Genomic DNA, 14,365 nt, shown 5'->3' with positions numbered 1-14,365 from the left:
CAGGATTCGTCGGGTCAGGTCACTTGCCGGAGCCGGGCCCGCCGCCGCGGACCGTGCTGCCCCGCCCCCAGCCCCAGTGGCTGCCCACGCGGGAGTGGTAACGGGGATAGGCGGTGGTCATCCGCTCCAGCAGGATCACCGAACCGGCGGCGGCGAGCGGCAGGATCACCACCGAGTCGTCGTCGTAGCGCAGGTAGACCCCGCTGCCGTCGACGTACTGGTCGGCCGGCTGCCAGGCGTCGGTGATCTCCTTGGACACCTGGCTCGGCGACCGGTTCGACGTGTACGCGATCGCGTCCGAGCCGAGGTCCTGGCTGGCCGCCCGGGTGTAGCGGTCCTCGACGTAACCCCGGGGGGAGAAGTTGCCGTAGAAGATCGCGAAGGCGGCGACCACGGCACCGATGACGGCGAACGCCACCCCCACCACGAACCACCGTCGGTACGTCACAGCGATACCACCGTCTCGGTCAGGACCAGCTCATTGGTCTGCGGATACGCGTGCCAGGTGCGCCAGGCCACCGAGCCGTCCGGCGGCTCGGGGCGGACGGCGAGCGCGGTGATCGCGTCCTCGTCACCGGGGAAGACCCCGACCAGCGCGTACGGGTCGTCGGCCAGGTCGGCGCGGAGTGCGGCGACCCGCGTGCGCAGGCCGTCGCCCGCCGGCCGGAGCACCGTGGCGGTGAACCGGTAGCCGGCGGTCTCGTCGTGCAGGGTGTCCGGCAGGTGCGGGGGGCGGCCGGGCAGGCAGGCGACCGTCTCGGTGAGATCGCCGCAGACCACCTGGTGCGAGGCGCCGAGCAGGCGCAGCCGCAGCCGCAGCCCGCCGGGCAGGGCCAGCTCGCGCACGTGCAGGGCGGGGCGCTCGGGGCCGCCGAGGACCAGGCTCAGGTCGGCGGCGCGGGTGTCGACGTACGGGGCCTCCAGGGCGACGAGCACGCTCTAGCCCACCTTCTCCGGGCCGCCCTGCGGGTAGATCATCACCTCGGCGCGGTGCAACTGCTCGCCGAGGTTCACCTCCCAGCCGGCCTCGCCGTACGCCTCGAACGAGAGCCGGGCGCCGCCGGGCGCCTGGTAGTCGTGGTAGCGCATGGTGCCGCGCGGGTCGAGGCCGGTGCCCTCGGTGGCGGTGAACCGGGCCTGGCCGGACTCGTCCCAGTTGTAACGGCGACCGGCGATCTCCAGCGTCGGCGCGCCCGGAGTGACGGTGGCCGACGGCTCGCTGGTCCAGAGCACCAGCTCCAGGTCCGGCTCCGACTCGACGGAGAGCCAGCGCTTCACCCCGCCGGCGTCGTCGAGCAGGTGCTCCGCCCAGCTCCAGCCGCCCTCGACCAGGTGCACCGAGCCGCGCACGGTGTAGGGCACCTGGCGGATCTCCACGATGTCGCCGGGCTTGAGCGCGCGGGGGTCGCCGCGCAGCGCGTCGGCGTCACGGTCCCGGAACGGGTCGCCGGGGGCGGCCTTCGGACGTGGTGCCGACCGCGCCCTGCGCAGGGCGATCACGGCGATCACGACGCCGGCCACCCCGACCAGGCAGCCCAACGTGGTCACCACGTACGCCAGTGAACCGTTCACGGCCGTCTCCCCCCAAGGTCCATCGGCGGAGACGGTAACAACCCCGCGCACGCGCGCTGAAGTGCCGTTCGCTGAGTGAGAACTCAGCTACGGTCAGGCGCCGGCGAGGCGTTCGGCGGCGTACTCGCGCAGGGTGGCGTGATCCATGAGGCAGCCACTGAACGTGGTGAACTCGCCGTCGTCGTCGCGCAGGCGTTCCCAGGCCGCCCGGCCGGCCGCCGGGTCGACGGTGTCCAGGAGCGTGGCCGCGTACGCCTTTCCGGCCGGCGAACCGTGCTTCAGCAGCCGGTCGACCTTCTTCCGGGCCGCCTCCGGATGCTCCCGCAGGGCCCGCTCCACGTGCCGGTACGCCTCGGTCGCCGGCAGGATCTGCCCCGCGATCCCCACCCCGCCGAAGGCGAGGGTGTCCGCCCGCCGAAGCTCCTCGACGGCCGCGTCCAACTCCCGGTCGTTCTTCCCGATCCCCAACATGCCCCCACTGTTTCCCCGGCCGGCCACCATCGACCCTCTTGACCAAGAAGTTTGCGTCGGCCGATGTGCCTCAGCCGACGCAAACTCCTTGATCGTCGCAGTGCGGGCTCAGGCGGCCGTCACCGTCAGGGCGTCCTTCGTGTCGGCGAGGTCGACCTTCACCGTGTCGCCGTCGCGGATCTGGCCGGCCAGGAGGGCCTTCGCGAGCTGGTCGCCGATCGCCGACTGCACCAGGCGGCGCAGCGGGCGGGCGCCGTAGATCGGGTCGTACCCGTGCTCGGCCAGCCACACCCGGGCGGCGTCGCTGATGTCCAGCGACAACCGGCGGTCCGCAAGACGGCGTCGCATCCGGTCGAGCTGGATGTCGACGATCGCCCGCAGGTCCTCGCCCTGGAGGGCGGCGAACACCACGATGTCGTCGAGGCGGTTGAGGAACTCCGGCTTGAAGTGCGACCGGACCACCGCGAGGACACCCTCCCGGCGCTGCTCCTCGGCCAGCGTCAGGTCGCTGATCACCGACGACCCCAGGTTCGAGGTGAGGATCAGGATCGCGTTGCGGAAGTCGACCGTGCGGCCCTGACCGTCGGTGAGCCGGCCGTCGTCGAGCACCTGGAGCAGCACGTCGAAGACGTCCGGGTGGGCCTTCTCCACCTCGTCCAGCAGGATCACCGAGTACGGCCGGCGGCGCACCGCCTCGGTGAGCTGGCCGCCCTCCTCGTAGCCGACGTAACCGGGCGGGGCGCCGACCAGGCGGGCCACCGAGTGCTTCTCGCCGTACTCGCTCATGTCGATGCGGACCATGGCCCGCTCGTCGTCGAAGAGGAACTCGGCGAGCGCCTTGGCCAGCTCGGTCTTGCCGACACCGGTCGGGCCGAGGAAGAGGAAGCTGCCGGTCGGGCGGTCCGGGTCGGCCACGCCGGCCCGGGCGCGGCGGACCGCGTCGGACACCGAGGTGACCGCCTCGGCCTGGCCCACGACCCGGGAGCCCAGCGTCTCCTCCATCCGGAGCAGCTTGGCGGTCTCGCCCTCCAGCAGCCGGCCGGCCGGGATGCCGGTCCAGGAGGCGACAACGGCGGCGATGTCGTCCGCGCCGACCTCCTCCTTCAGCATCGCGCCGTCGGCCTGGAGCCGGGCCAGCTCCTCCTCGGCCTGCTTCAGCTCGGCCTGGAGGGCGGGGATCCGGCCGTAGCGCAGCTCGGCGGCGCGCTCCAGCTCGCCGTCGCGCTCGGCCCGCTCGGCCTCACCACCCAGCCGCTCCAGCTCCTCCTTGGCGGTCGAGAGCTTGGTGATGTGGCTCTTCTCCAGCTGCCAGCGCTCGGAGAGCGCGGTGAGCTGCTCGCGCTTGTCGGCCAGTTCCTTGCGCAGCCGGGCCAGCCGCTCGGCGGAGGCGGCGTCCGGCTCCTTGGCCAGCGCCATCTCCTCGATCTCCAGCCGGCGCACCGCCCGCTCGATCTCGTCCACCTCGACCGGACGGGAGTCGATCTCCATCCGGAGCCGCGAGGCGGACTCGTCGACCAGGTCGATGGCCTTGTCCGGCAGGAACCGGTCGGTGATGTAGCGGTCGGAGAGGGCGGCGGCGGCCACCAGCGCGGCGTCGGTGATCCGGACGCCGTGGTGCACCTCGTAGCGCTCCTTCAGGCCGCGCAGGATGCCGATGGTGTCCTCGATGGTCGGCTCGCCGACCAGCACCGGCTGGAAACGGCGCTCCAGCGCCGGATCCTTCTCGATGTGCTCGCGGTACTCGTCCAGCGTGGTGGCGCCCACCATCCGCAGCTCGCCGCGGGCCAGCATCGGCTTGAGCATGTTGCCGGCGTCCATCGAGCCCTCGCCCTTGCCTGCGCCGACCACGGTGTGCAGCTCGTCGAGGAAGGTGATGACCTGGCCGTCGGAGTTCTTGATCTCCTCCAGCACCGACTTGAGCCGCTCCTCGAACTGGCCGCGGTACTGCGCGCCGGCCACCATGGCGCCGAGGTCGAGCGAGACGAGCTTCTTGTCCCGCAGCGACTCCGGCACGTCACCGGCGACGATCCGCTGGGCCAGGCCCTCGACGATCGCGGTCTTGCCGACGCCCGGCTCGCCGATCAGCACCGGGTTGTTCTTGGTACGCCGGGACAGCACCTGGATCACCCGGCGGATCTCCGAGTCGCGGCCGATGACCGGGTCGATCTTCCCCTCGCGGGCGCTCGCGGTCAGGTCGACGCCGTACTTCGCGAGGGCCTGGTAGGTCTGCTCCGGGTCGGCCGTGGTGACCCGCCGGTCCCCGCCGCGCACGGTCGGGAAGGCGGCGACCAGGTTCTCCTCGGTGGCGCCGGAGTTCTTCAGCGCGACGGAGACCGCGCCACCGACCCGGGCCAGACCGGCCAGCAGGTGCTCGGTGGACGTGTACTCGTCGCCCAGCGGCCGGGCGATCTGCTCGGCGGCGCCGATGGCGTTGACGAACTCCCGGGCCAGGGTGGGCTCGGCGATGCTGGAGCCGCGGGCCGCGGGCAGGGCGTCGACCGAGCGCTGGGCGACCCGGCGCAGCTCGGCGGGGTCGGCCCCGACGGCGCGCAGCAGGCCGGCGGCGGTCGAACCCTCGGTGTCGAGCAGCGACAGCAGCAGGTGCCAGGGCTCCACGGTGGCGTGACCGCGCTGGTTCGCCAGCGCGACGGCACCGGTGATGGTCTCGCGGCTCTTGGTGGTGAGTCGTTCCGTGTTCATGGGCTCCCCCGGATCGGCGTGTCCACTGGAAAGGACACAACCAGAGTTGAGTCTATTCCGCTCAACTCCGGGTGTGTGACACCCGTCACTCCGCTTGTCGGTCCAGCACCACCCTCACCCAGCGGCGGTTGGCGGTCCAGCCCGTGCCGAGCACCAGGTCGTCCGGGCCACGGGCGGCGATCGTGCCGTCGGCCAGAACGGTGAGGTAGTGCTCGCCGTTGAGCGGCCAGTCCACCCGGTAGTAGCGGCCGCCGGCCACCACGCCCACCCCGTCCGGGCTGGTCACCGCCACCAGCTCGGCACCGAGCGGCGCCACCGAACGGGCCTGCGCGGGATGCCCGACAGCCCGGACCAGGGCCCACTCCAGACCGGCCACCAGCCGCCACAGCGGGGGGAAGCCCGTCCGGTCCGGGCGCTCCCCGACCAGCCACACGCCGCCGTCCGGGGCGATCACCACGCGTAGCACCCCCACCTCGTCGCCCCGCCAGGACAGCGGCGTCGACTCCCAGTGCCGGCCCGCGTCCCGGGACAGCGCCGCATAGGGGCGGCCGTCCCGCGCGCCGGCCGCCACCACGAGGTCGCCGGAGTGGCCCACCGTGTTGAGCCCGGGTACGGCCGGCTGGGCGGGCAACGGGCGCAGGGTCGCGCCGTCCCACTCGCCCACGGCGCCGAGCCGCTCGACCACCTGGAAGCGGCCCCGCGCGGCCACCAGGGCCGCCGGCTCCGCCCCGGCGCTGTGGACGAAGGTGGCCCCGCCGTCGGTCGAGATGTACCAGCCGTATGGCTCGGCCAGCAGCACCAGCGCCCCCGGCACGGCGTAGAGCTGCTGGCCCGCCGCCAGCGGACGAGGGTGCGGCAGGGCACGCCAGGTGCGGCCACCGTCGGCGGTCGCGTACAGCAGCGCGCCGGGGCAGCCGCGGCCGGACGGCGGGTCGTCGCAGGCGGCGACAAAGAGGGCGTACCCGTGGTCGGCGTCGACGAACTCCACGAACGGGCGGTCGTACCGGCGGTCGACGGCGACCCGGACGTGGCGTACCTCGTCGAAGCCGACGGCCCGCGACGGCACCGGCACGGTCGCGGTCGGCGCCGGCCGCGGGGACGCGGACGACCGGTCCGGCGGGTTCCGGCGGACGTCGCCGATCGAGCAGGCGGCGAGGGCCGCCACCAGCAGCAGACCGATACCCGGGAGCAATCGGCGCCCGATCATGGGGGCCTCCTCCGCACGGTAGCCTTGCGCGGGTGCGAGTACGTGTCGAACAGACTGCCCTACCGGGGATCGGCGTCCGTCACGATTTGATGACGGAATCCGGGCGCCGCCTCGGCGTGGTCTCCCACCGCAATGGCCGCCGCGACCTGGTCCTGTACGACCCGGACGATCCCGACTCCTGTCAGCACGACATACCGCTGACCGACGACGAGGCGGAGGCGCTGGCCGACATCCTCGGCGCGTCGCTGATGCTCGGCCAGCTCGCCGGGCTGCGCGACCAGGCCGCCGGGCTGCTCACCGAGCAGATCGCCATCCCGGCCGGCTCCCGTTACGTCGGCCGGCCGCTCGGTGACACCAAGGCACGCACCCGCACCAGCGCCTCCATCGTGGCGGTGCTGCGTCAGGGCGAGGTGATCGTCTCGCCCGATCCCACCTTCCGGTTCCAGGCCGGTGACGTGGTGGTCGTGGTCGGCACCCGGCAAGGGCTCGACGGGGTGACCGCGATCCTCGCCGAAGCAGACCCGGACGGCTGAGGCGCGGATGCACGAAACCACAACGCTGCTCGTCGAGGTCGGCGCGCTGCTGCTCCTGCTCGGCCTGCTCGGCCGCCTCAGCCGCCGCTTCGGTGTCTCACCCATCCCCCTCTACCTGCTCGCCGGCCTCGCCTTCGGCCACGGCGGCCTGCTGCCGCTCAACGCCAGCGAGGAGTTCTTCGCCGTCGGCGCGGAGATCGGCGTCATCCTGCTGCTCGTCATGCTCGGCCTGGAATACAGCGCCAACGAACTGGTGGGCAACCTCCGCTCGGCCGCACCGGCCGGCCTGATCGACGCGGCACTCAACGCGCTGCCCGGCTTCGCCTTCGCCCTGCTGCTCGGCTGGGGCTGGGTGGCCGCCGTGGTGCTCGCCGGCGTCACCTGGGTCTCCTCCTCCGGGGTGATCGCGAAGGTCCTCGGCGACCTCGGCCGGGTCGGTAACCGGGAGACCCCGGTGATCCTCTCCGTCCTCGTGATCGAGGACCTGGCGATGGCCCTCTACCTGCCGCTGGTCACCGCGCTGCTCGCCGGGGTCGGCCTGGTCAAGGGCGGCATCGCGCTCGCCGTCGCGGTGCTCACCGTGATCCTCGTGCTGGCCGTCGCGATCCGGTACGGCCACCTGATCTCCGCCGCGCTCTCCGCGAAGGACCCCGAGGCGCTCCTGCTCGGGGTCCTCGGCCTGACCCTCCTGGTCGCCGGGGTCGCGGCCAAGCTCCAGGTCTCCGCCGCGGTCGGCGCCTTCCTGGTCGGCATCGCCCTGTCCGGGCCGGTGGCGCACCACGCCACCGAACTGCTGTCGCCGCTGCGGGATCTCTTCGCCGCGGTCTTCTTCGTCTTCTTCGGCCTGGTCACCAAGCCGCTGGACATGCCGCCGGTGCTGCTGCCGGCGCTGCTGCTGGCCGTGGTGACCATGGGGACGAAGCTGGCCACCGGGTGGCTGGCCGCCCGCCGGGCCGGGATCGGCGAGCCCGGTCGCTGGCGGGCCGGCTTCGCACTCACCCCGCGCGGCGAGTTCTCCATCGTCATCGCGGGCCTGGCCGTCGCCGCCGCGTACCCGGTCGAGCCCCGGCTGGCGGCGCTCGCCACCGCGTACGTGCTCATCACCGTGGTGACCGGGCCGATTCTGGCCCGCCTGCCCGACCTGCCCTGGTTCAAGCTCTGGCTGCGCCGGCGCAGCGCCGCCCGGCGGCCGGTGCCGGCGGGAGTGGCCGACTGACCTCGGCCGGGCCGGGTCGGCCGTACGGTCGACCCGGCCCGGCCAACGGTTGCCGAATTGATTCCGGGAAGGTCTACCGCCGCCCTGCGAAGCCGCGTTAACGTTTCGGCCCAGCAGCCAGGGTCCGCGGGTGGCCGGTGCCCCCGCCAGCGGAAGCGGAAGGTCGGCCGGTGAGCGTGCAGGAAGAGACGTTCCACGGCTTCGCCAATCCCGTCGACCCCTCGCCCGCCGAGCTGCGGTCCTGGGCCTACCAGCCGGACTCGGTCCCGCTCACCTCGATGCCGCCGGACTGGGACCTGCTCGTCGCCGGGGACCACCTGGTGCAGACGCTCTTCGACCTGGCCATGGACCCGGCCTGCCCGGCCCGCCGGTTCGCCCTGCACTGCCTCTACATCTACGCGGCCGACGGCATCCGGACGAACTTCCGGGCCCACCCGAAGCGCCGCTTCCGCAAGCTCGTCGAGCAGGCCGAGCGGGCCGGCGACGAGCTGATGCGCAACTGGGCGCACAACAGCCGGGTGCTGCTCGCCCGCCCGGACCTCTTCGTCTACCGGGACTGGTGCGAAGGCGGGCTGGTGCGGGAGAACCGGCGGCTCTGATCTCCTGCTCTTTCGGTGGGGGTGTGGCCCCGCCCTGGGACGGCGAACGGGCCGGGACCCCCCGTGGGTCCCGGCCCGCACGTCGGCGGATCGGTCAGCCTGTCGATCCGCCCTGCTTCCTGCGTCGCTCGTCGTCCCTGGCGCGGTCGACACCGTGGTCCACCTGGTCGGCGAAGCGCCCTTCCCTGATCTTGTCGGTGAAGCCACCCTTGGTGATCCGATCGAACCGCTCCCGGACGTTCTCGGCCACCTGCTCCAGCCGTTCCTCTGCCCGTTCCGCCACCGTCTTCGCCGATTCCGCCATGGCTCCCCCTGCCAGTTCGGAGTCCGGATTGAGTTGGTTGGGCCTGGTTCAGACGTTAGCGGATCGTCCTCGCCCGGCACCCGGGTTTCCCCGAACCACCGGGCGGACGGACGAAGCCCACGCCGCACTCTCGCGGCCGCACTATCCGCCGGTGAGGCGCTGTTCGTGCACGCGCAGGGCCACCGTCGTGGCGTCCAGCAGAGGGGTGGGTACGCCGAGCGCGCGGGCCCGCGCCGTGAGGTCGCCGAAGATCTGCTCGACCTCGGTCGGCTGCCCGGCGACCAGGTCCCGGTAGAGCGAGGCGGTGTCGGCCGAGCCGGGCCGCGTCACGAAGGCCTGCACGCCGTCGAGGGTCTGCTGCGGCACCGGATACCCGGCCGCCGCCGCGACGGCCGCGGCCTCGGCGGCGATCTGCGGGCCGAGGCGGTCGCCACCGGAGGTCGCCGTCGCGTCGCCCACGGAACCGCGCACCAGGGTGTTGAGGGCGCCGAGGGTGCTGATGAAGACCCACTTGTGCCACATGGCCCGGCGGATGTCCGGCGAGACGGAGAAGTCGAACCCCGCACCGGACAGCGCCGCGGTGATCTGGTCGACACGCTGCGACGTGCCGCCCTGCTGTTCGCCGACGACGATGTCGGCGAGGGTGCCCAGCCGGACGATGTCACCCTCGGCGTCGAGGGTGGTGAGTACGCGGACCACGCCGCCGAGCACGGCGTCCCCGCCGAACCGCTCGTTGAGCGCGTCCATGTGCGCCATCCCGTTCAGGAACGGGATCACCGTGCTATGCGGGCCGACCGCGGCGGCGACGTCGTCCATCGCCGCCGGCAGCGCGGTGGCCTTCACCGAGACGAGCACGACGTCGTAGTGCCCGTCGATCCCGGCGGCGGTCAGCAGCCGTGGCGTGAGCACGGTCTCGGTCCCCAGGCCGGTGATCCGCAGCCCGCGCTCGCGGAGCACGCCGGCGCGCCCGGGCCGGACGAGAAAGGTGACGTCCCGGCCGGCCTGCTGGAGCTGGGCGCCGAAGTAGCCTCCGGTCGCGCCCGCCCCGACGACAAGAATCCTCATGCGCCGAGACGTTACTGATCCACGTACACACCTCGGACAGCAGCCGGTCAGGGACTGGATCATGGGAAGGCCGGCGCGGCCCGGGGTGGGCGCGCGCCGGCCTGTGGCGTGTCGGGGTCAGCGCTCCGAGGTGCGGCGGGGGCGCCAGACGACGAGCGCGGTGGAGGTGCGGTTCGTGGGGACGAGGTCGCCGCGGGAGAAGCCGCCCAGCGACTCCAGCTCGGCGATCCGGCGGTACGCGGCGTCCAGCTCCGCCTCCAGCCGGGCCACCCGCTGCTGGGCCTCCTCCAGCAGCCGTTCCAGGTTGATGATCCGCTTGACCCCGGCCAGGTTGATTCCGTCGTCCTGGCTGAGCCGCTGCACCTCGCGGAGCAGCACCACGTCCCGGACGCTGTACCGGCGGCCACCCCCGGCCGCCCGGCCGGCCTGCACCAGGCCCAACCGGTCGTACTGGCGCAGGGTCTGCGGGTGCATCCCCGCCATCCGCGCCGCCACCGAGATCATCAGGACCTTGGCCTCGTAGGCAGGGTCACCCGAGCCGACGAACTCCTGCCCCATCCCCGCTCACCTCCGCTGCCTCGTCACCCGGTCAACTGAATCGACGCACCCGCGCGTCGAGATGTTCCCGCGCGGCCGGCGGGGTCTGCTCCGCGAACGTCTCCAGCGCCGCCCGTGCCTCGTCCGAAAGCTTCGCGGGAACCACCACGTCGAGGGTGACCAGCAGGTCACCGGCGCGGCCGTCCCGGCGTACGACGCCCTTGCCCCGGGCGCGCAGCACGCGGCCGCTCGGCGTGCCCGGCGGCACCCGCAGGGTCACCGTGCCGTCCAGGGTCGGCACCCGCAGGTCGATGCCGAGCACCGCCTCCGCGAACGTGATCGGCACGGTCAGGGTCAGGTCGTCCCCGGTGCGCCCGAACAGCTCGTCCGGGCGGACCTTGACGTGCACGAACAGGTCGCCCGCCGGGCCGCCGCGCTCACCGGGCTCGCCCCGCCCGGCCAGCCGGATGCGTTGGCCGTCGGCCACCCCGGCCGGGAAGCGCACGTTCAGCGTGCGGGTCTTGGTGACCCCGCCGGTGCCGTGGCACTCCGGGCACTTCTCCTCGACGATCGTGCCCACGCCCTGGCAGTTGCGGCACGGCTCGGAGAAGCTGAACGACCCCTGGTTGCGGGTGGTCACCCCGGCGCCGTGGCAGACCGGGCAGGCGACCGGCTGGGTGCCGGGCTTCGCCCCGTTGCCGTGGCAGGTCTCGCAGACCCCGGGGGCGCGCAACGTCAACGGTAGGGTCACGCCGCGCACCGCGTCGGGGAAGTCCAGTGCCACCTCGGTCTCGACGTCCCGGCCCCGGGCCGGACCGCGCGGACGGGCCGCGCCGCCGGCGCCCCCGCCCGTGAAGATCGAGCTGAACAGGTCGCCCAGCCCGCCGCCACCGAACCGGGCCTCGCCGCCGCCCGCCCCGCCGAACAGGTCGGAGACGTCGAACGGCATGCCGCCCGGCTGGCCCGCCCCGCGGGCGTTGCGCCGGAAGGCGCCGGAGCCGAAGAGCGACCGCATCTCGTCGTACTCGCGGCGCTTCTTCTCGTCGCCGAGCACGGCGTACGCCTCGGAGACGGCCTTGAACCGCTCCTCGGCCTTCGGGTCACCGGGGTTGTGGTCCGGGTGCGACTCCCGAGCCAGCTTCCGGTACGACTTCTTGATCTCGTCCGAGGAGGCGGACTTCTCCACGCCCAGCGCGGCGTAGTAGTCCTTCTCGATCCAGTCCTTGGAACTCACCGGTCCACCCCCTTCCACGGGTACCCCGGTCGTCCCGCCCGCCCGGCGTGGGCGGGCGGGACGTCACGGGTCGGCACTACTCGGGCTCGGCGACCGCGACCAGGGCGGGCCGCAGCAGCCGTTCGCCGAGCTGGTAACCCCGGCGCATGACCTGCACGCAGGTCGGCTCGGTCACGTCGGCGGAGGTCTGGTGTGCCACCGCCTCGTGCCGGGTCGGGTCGAACGGGTCACCCTGCTCGCCGAACGCGGTCAGGCCGAACTTCGTCAGCGCGGTGGTGAGCTGCTCGGCCACGCTGCCGAACGGGCCCACCAGGTCGCCGTGCTCGCGGGCCCGGTCCAGGTCGTCGAGGATCGGCAGCAGTGCGGTCAGCACCGTGCCGGTCGCCTGCTCCTGGACCAGGCCGCGGTCCCGGTCGACCCGCTTGCGGTAGTTGGCGTACTCCGCCGACACCCGCTGGACGTCGCGGGTCCGCTCGTCCAGCTCGGCCCGGAGCGACTCCAGCTCGGCGCCGAGCGGGGCGTTGGCCGGGGCGGCCTCCTCACTCGGCCGGGCCGGGGCGTCCACCACCGGCGGGCCGGCGACTGGGACGTCGGCCTCGCCCTCCATCTCGTCGACCACGACCTCGGCCTCCTCGACCAGCCCTTCGGCGGGTGCGTCGGCCGCGGCGTCGGCGGCCGAGGTGTCGGTCACCGTCTGCTCGGTGGTCTTGCCGATCTTGCGCTTGTCACGGATGACGACCCGCGGCTCCTCGCCGGCATCCCGCCCGGCGGTCGCGGAGCCACCCGGCGCCGACCCGGTGGAACCCGGGTCGGCGGCTCGTGGCTTCTGCGTCATGCGGCTACCTCATCCCTCTGCGAGAAACGTGTCCGGGACCGAACGTCACTTCTTGTCCTCGTCCACGATCTCCGCGTCGACCACGTCGTCGGGACCGCCTGCCTGGGCGCCACCGGGCGCACCCGCACCCGCACCTGCGCCCGCGCCCGGCCCGGCCGCGCCCGGGGCCGCCTGCTCGCCCTGCTGCTGCGAGTAGAGCAGCGAACCGGCCTGCTGGGAGACCTGCGCCAGCTTCTCGTGCGCGGCCTTGATCTTGTCGATGTCCTGGCCGCCGAGGGCGCTGCGCAGCTCACCGAGCGCCTCGTTGAGCTGGTCACGGTTCTCGCCCGGCAGCTTGTCACCGCTCTCGGCGAGGAACTTCTCGGTCTGCCACTGGAGCGCCTCGGCCACGTTGCGGGTTTCCGCCTCGTCGCGGCGCCGCTTGTCCTCGTCGGCGTGCTCCTCGGCGTCCCGGCGCATCCGCTCGATGTCGTCCTTCGGCAGCGACGAGCCGCCGGTAATCGTCATCTTCTGTTCCTTGCCGGTGCCCAGGTCCTTGGCGTGCACGTTGACGATGCCGTTGGCGTCGATGTCGAACGTGACCTCGATCTGCGGCACGCCGCGGGGCGCCGGCGGGAGGCCGGTCAGCTCGAAGGTGCCGAGCTTCTTGTTGTAGGCCGCGATCTCCCGCTCGCCCTGGAACACCTGGATGAGCACCGACGGCTGGTTGTCGTCGGCCGTGGTGAAAACCTCGGAGCGCTTGGTGGGGATGGTGGTGTTGCGCTCGATGAGCTTGGTGAAGATCCCGCCCTTGGTCTCGATGCCCAGGCTCAGCGGGGTCACGTCGAGCAGCAGGACGTCCTTGACCTCACCCTTGAGCACACCGGCCTGGAGGGCGGCGCCGACGGCGACGACCTCGTCCGGGTTGACGCCCTTGTTCGGGTCGCGGCCCGTGAGCTGCTTGACCAGGTCGGTCACGGCCGGCATCCGGGTCGAGCCGCCGACCAGGATGACGTGGTCGACGTCGGAGATCTTGATCCCGGCGTCCTTGACGGCCTGCTCGAACGGGCCCTTGCAGCGGTCCAGCAGGTCCTGCGTCATGCGCTGGAACTCGGCGCGGCTCAGGGTCACGTCGAGGTGCAGCGGGCCGGCCGAGCCGGCGGTGATGTACGGCAGGTTGATGTTGCTGGTGGTGGCGGCGGACAGCTCGATCTTGGCCTTCTCGGCCGCCTCCTTGAGCCGCTGCATGGCCATCTTGTCCTGGGACAGGTCGATGCCGTGCTCGCCGCGGAAGGTCTTCACCAGGTGGTCGATGATGCGCTGGTCCCAGTCGTCACCACCGAGGTGGTTGTCGCCGCTGGTGGACTTGACCTCGATGACGCCCTCGGCCAGCTCCAGCAGCGAGACGTCGAAGGTGCCGCCACCCAGGTCGAAGACCAGGACGGTCTGCTCCTTGGAGCCCTTGTCGAGCCCGTACGCCAGCGCGGCCGCGGTCGGCTCGTTCACGATCCGCAGCACGTTGAAGCCGGCGATCTCACCGGCCTCCTTGGTGGCCTGCCGCTGGCCGTCGTTGAAGTAGGCCGGCACGGTGATCACCGCGTCGGTGATCTGCTCACCCAGGTACGCCTCGGCGTCCCGCTTGAGCTTCATCAGCGTGCGGGCCGAGATCTCCTGCGGGGTGTACTTCTTGCCGTCGATGTCGACGGTCCAGTTGGTGCCGATCTCCCGCTTGACCGAGCGGATGGTCCGGTCCGGGTTGGTCACCGCCTGGCGCTTGGCGACCTCACCGACGAGCACCTCGCCGTTGCGGGCGAACGCGACGATCGAGGGAGTCGTCCGCGAGCCCTCCGCATTGGCGATGACGGTGGGCTCACCGCCCTCGAGAACGCTGACGCAGGAGTTCGTCGTGCCGAGGTCGATGCCGACCGCACGTGCCATGTTCGCTTCCTCGCTTCGTAACGGTGAGCAGGTCAACGGGCCTGCCCGGCGGGTCGCCCGCAGCGACCGCACCACAAGTTGAGTGAACTCGACTCAATAGTGCCACGCGCCGGCCAATCCGCAAGTCGAGGTTGAGCCGACCCGACGCAACCTGACCGTTATTACCGTCCGGTTG

15 protein-coding genes are annotated in these 14,365 nt (G+C 72.4%); 3 read left to right on the top strand and 12 right to left on the bottom strand.

Going from position 1 to position 14,365, the window contains the following annotated elements; genetic code table 11:
• Nucleotides 1-19 precede the first annotated feature (19 nt).
• From ABZW14_RS00320 to ABZW14_RS00295, 6 genes are all read right to left on the bottom strand, one after another.
• The gene (locus tag ABZW14_RS00320; RefSeq protein WP_355337399.1) at nt 20-448 is read right to left on the bottom strand and encodes a DUF4247 domain-containing protein; all 429 of its coding nucleotides are present in this window, start codon (nt 446-448) and stop codon (nt 20-22) included.
• Nucleotides 445-936, bottom strand: coding sequence for a DUF2617 family protein (locus tag ABZW14_RS00315; RefSeq protein ID WP_355337396.1), 492 nt, complete (start codon nt 934-936; stop codon nt 445-447). Before ABZW14_RS00315 ends, ABZW14_RS00320 begins: the two co-directional genes overlap by 4 nt.
• A 3-nt stretch (nt 937-939) precedes the next feature.
• Nucleotides 940-1,572 carry a DUF4178 domain-containing protein gene (locus ABZW14_RS00310; RefSeq protein WP_355337393.1) on the bottom strand — a complete coding sequence of 211 codons (633 nt, stop codon included), beginning with the start codon at nt 1,570-1,572 and terminating at the stop codon, nt 940-942.
• Nucleotides 1,573-1,665: 93 nt separating this feature from the next.
• Nucleotides 1,666-2,043 carry a hypothetical protein gene (locus tag ABZW14_RS00305; RefSeq protein ID WP_355337390.1) on the bottom strand — a complete coding sequence of 126 codons (378 nt, stop codon included), beginning with the start codon at nt 2,041-2,043 and terminating at the stop codon, nt 1,666-1,668.
• A gap of 108 nt (nt 2,044-2,151) precedes the next feature.
• Nucleotides 2,152-4,743: an ATP-dependent chaperone ClpB gene (clpB, locus tag ABZW14_RS00300; RefSeq protein ID WP_355337387.1), complete on the bottom strand. Its 2,592-nt coding sequence runs from the start codon at nt 4,741-4,743 to the stop codon at nt 2,152-2,154.
• 85 nt (nt 4,744-4,828) lie between these two features.
• On the bottom strand, nt 4,829-5,950 hold the full coding sequence (locus ABZW14_RS00295; protein WP_355337384.1) for a hypothetical protein: 1,122 nt from the start codon (nt 5,948-5,950) through the stop codon (nt 4,829-4,831).
• Nucleotides 5,951-5,982: 32 nt separating this feature from the next.
• Here ABZW14_RS00295 and ABZW14_RS00290 point away from each other — a divergent pair, with 32 nt between their 5' ends.
• The 3 genes from ABZW14_RS00290 (at nt 5,983) to ABZW14_RS00280 (ending at nt 8,298) form a co-directional block, all read left to right on the top strand.
• Nucleotides 5,983-6,483: a cation:proton antiporter regulatory subunit gene (locus tag ABZW14_RS00290; RefSeq protein ID WP_091264487.1), complete on the top strand. Its 501-nt coding sequence runs from the start codon at nt 5,983-5,985 to the stop codon at nt 6,481-6,483.
• A 7-nt stretch (nt 6,484-6,490) separates the two neighbouring features.
• Complete coding sequence (locus ABZW14_RS00285) at nt 6,491-7,699, top strand: cation:proton antiporter (protein WP_355337381.1); 1,209 nt, start codon at nt 6,491-6,493, stop codon at nt 7,697-7,699.
• 170 nt (nt 7,700-7,869) lie between these two features.
• Nucleotides 7,870-8,298 (top strand): hypothetical protein, encoded by a 429-nt coding sequence (locus ABZW14_RS00280; RefSeq protein WP_151465805.1) that lies wholly within the window; start codon nt 7,870-7,872, stop codon nt 8,296-8,298.
• Nucleotides 8,299-8,392: 94 nt separating this feature from the next.
• On the opposite strand, the gene ABZW14_RS00275 is transcribed toward ABZW14_RS00280, so the two are convergent.
• The 6 genes from ABZW14_RS00275 to dnaK all read right to left on the bottom strand — a co-directional run bounded on the left by ABZW14_RS00275 (nt 8,393) and on the right by dnaK (nt 14,190).
• A complete protein-coding gene (locus ABZW14_RS00275) occupies nt 8,393-8,602 on the bottom strand; it encodes a hypothetical protein (protein WP_355337378.1) in 210 nt (69 codons plus the stop codon).
• 141 nt (nt 8,603-8,743) lie between these two features.
• Entirely contained in the window at nt 8,744-9,667 is a 924-nt protein-coding gene (locus tag ABZW14_RS00270; RefSeq protein WP_355337375.1) for a ketopantoate reductase family protein, read from the bottom strand.
• Nucleotides 9,668-9,784: 117 nt separating this feature from the next.
• Nucleotides 9,785-10,225, bottom strand: coding sequence for a MerR family transcriptional regulator (locus ABZW14_RS00265; protein WP_355337373.1), 441 nt, complete (start codon nt 10,223-10,225; stop codon nt 9,785-9,787).
• Nucleotides 10,226-10,256: 31 nt separating this feature from the next.
• Nucleotides 10,257-11,438 carry a molecular chaperone DnaJ gene (dnaJ, locus tag ABZW14_RS00260; RefSeq protein ID WP_355337370.1) on the bottom strand — a complete coding sequence of 394 codons (1,182 nt, stop codon included), beginning with the start codon at nt 11,436-11,438 and terminating at the stop codon, nt 10,257-10,259.
• Nucleotides 11,439-11,514: 76 nt separating this feature from the next.
• Nucleotides 11,515-12,273: a nucleotide exchange factor GrpE gene (gene grpE, locus ABZW14_RS00255; RefSeq protein ID WP_355337367.1), complete on the bottom strand. Its 759-nt coding sequence runs from the start codon at nt 12,271-12,273 to the stop codon at nt 11,515-11,517.
• Nucleotides 12,274-12,318: 45 nt separating this feature from the next.
• Entirely contained in the window at nt 12,319-14,190 is a 1,872-nt protein-coding gene (dnaK, locus tag ABZW14_RS00250) for a molecular chaperone DnaK (RefSeq protein WP_355337364.1), read from the bottom strand.
• Between the last annotated feature and the right edge of the window lie 175 nt (nt 14,191-14,365).

Source organism: Micromonospora sp. NPDC004551, assembly GCF_040609975.1.
In the GTDB taxonomy this organism is placed as follows: domain Bacteria; phylum Actinomycetota; class Actinomycetes; order Mycobacteriales; family Micromonosporaceae; genus Micromonospora.
Note: the sequence above shows the minus strand (reverse complement) of the source record. Positions and strands in the feature narration are given on the sequence as shown.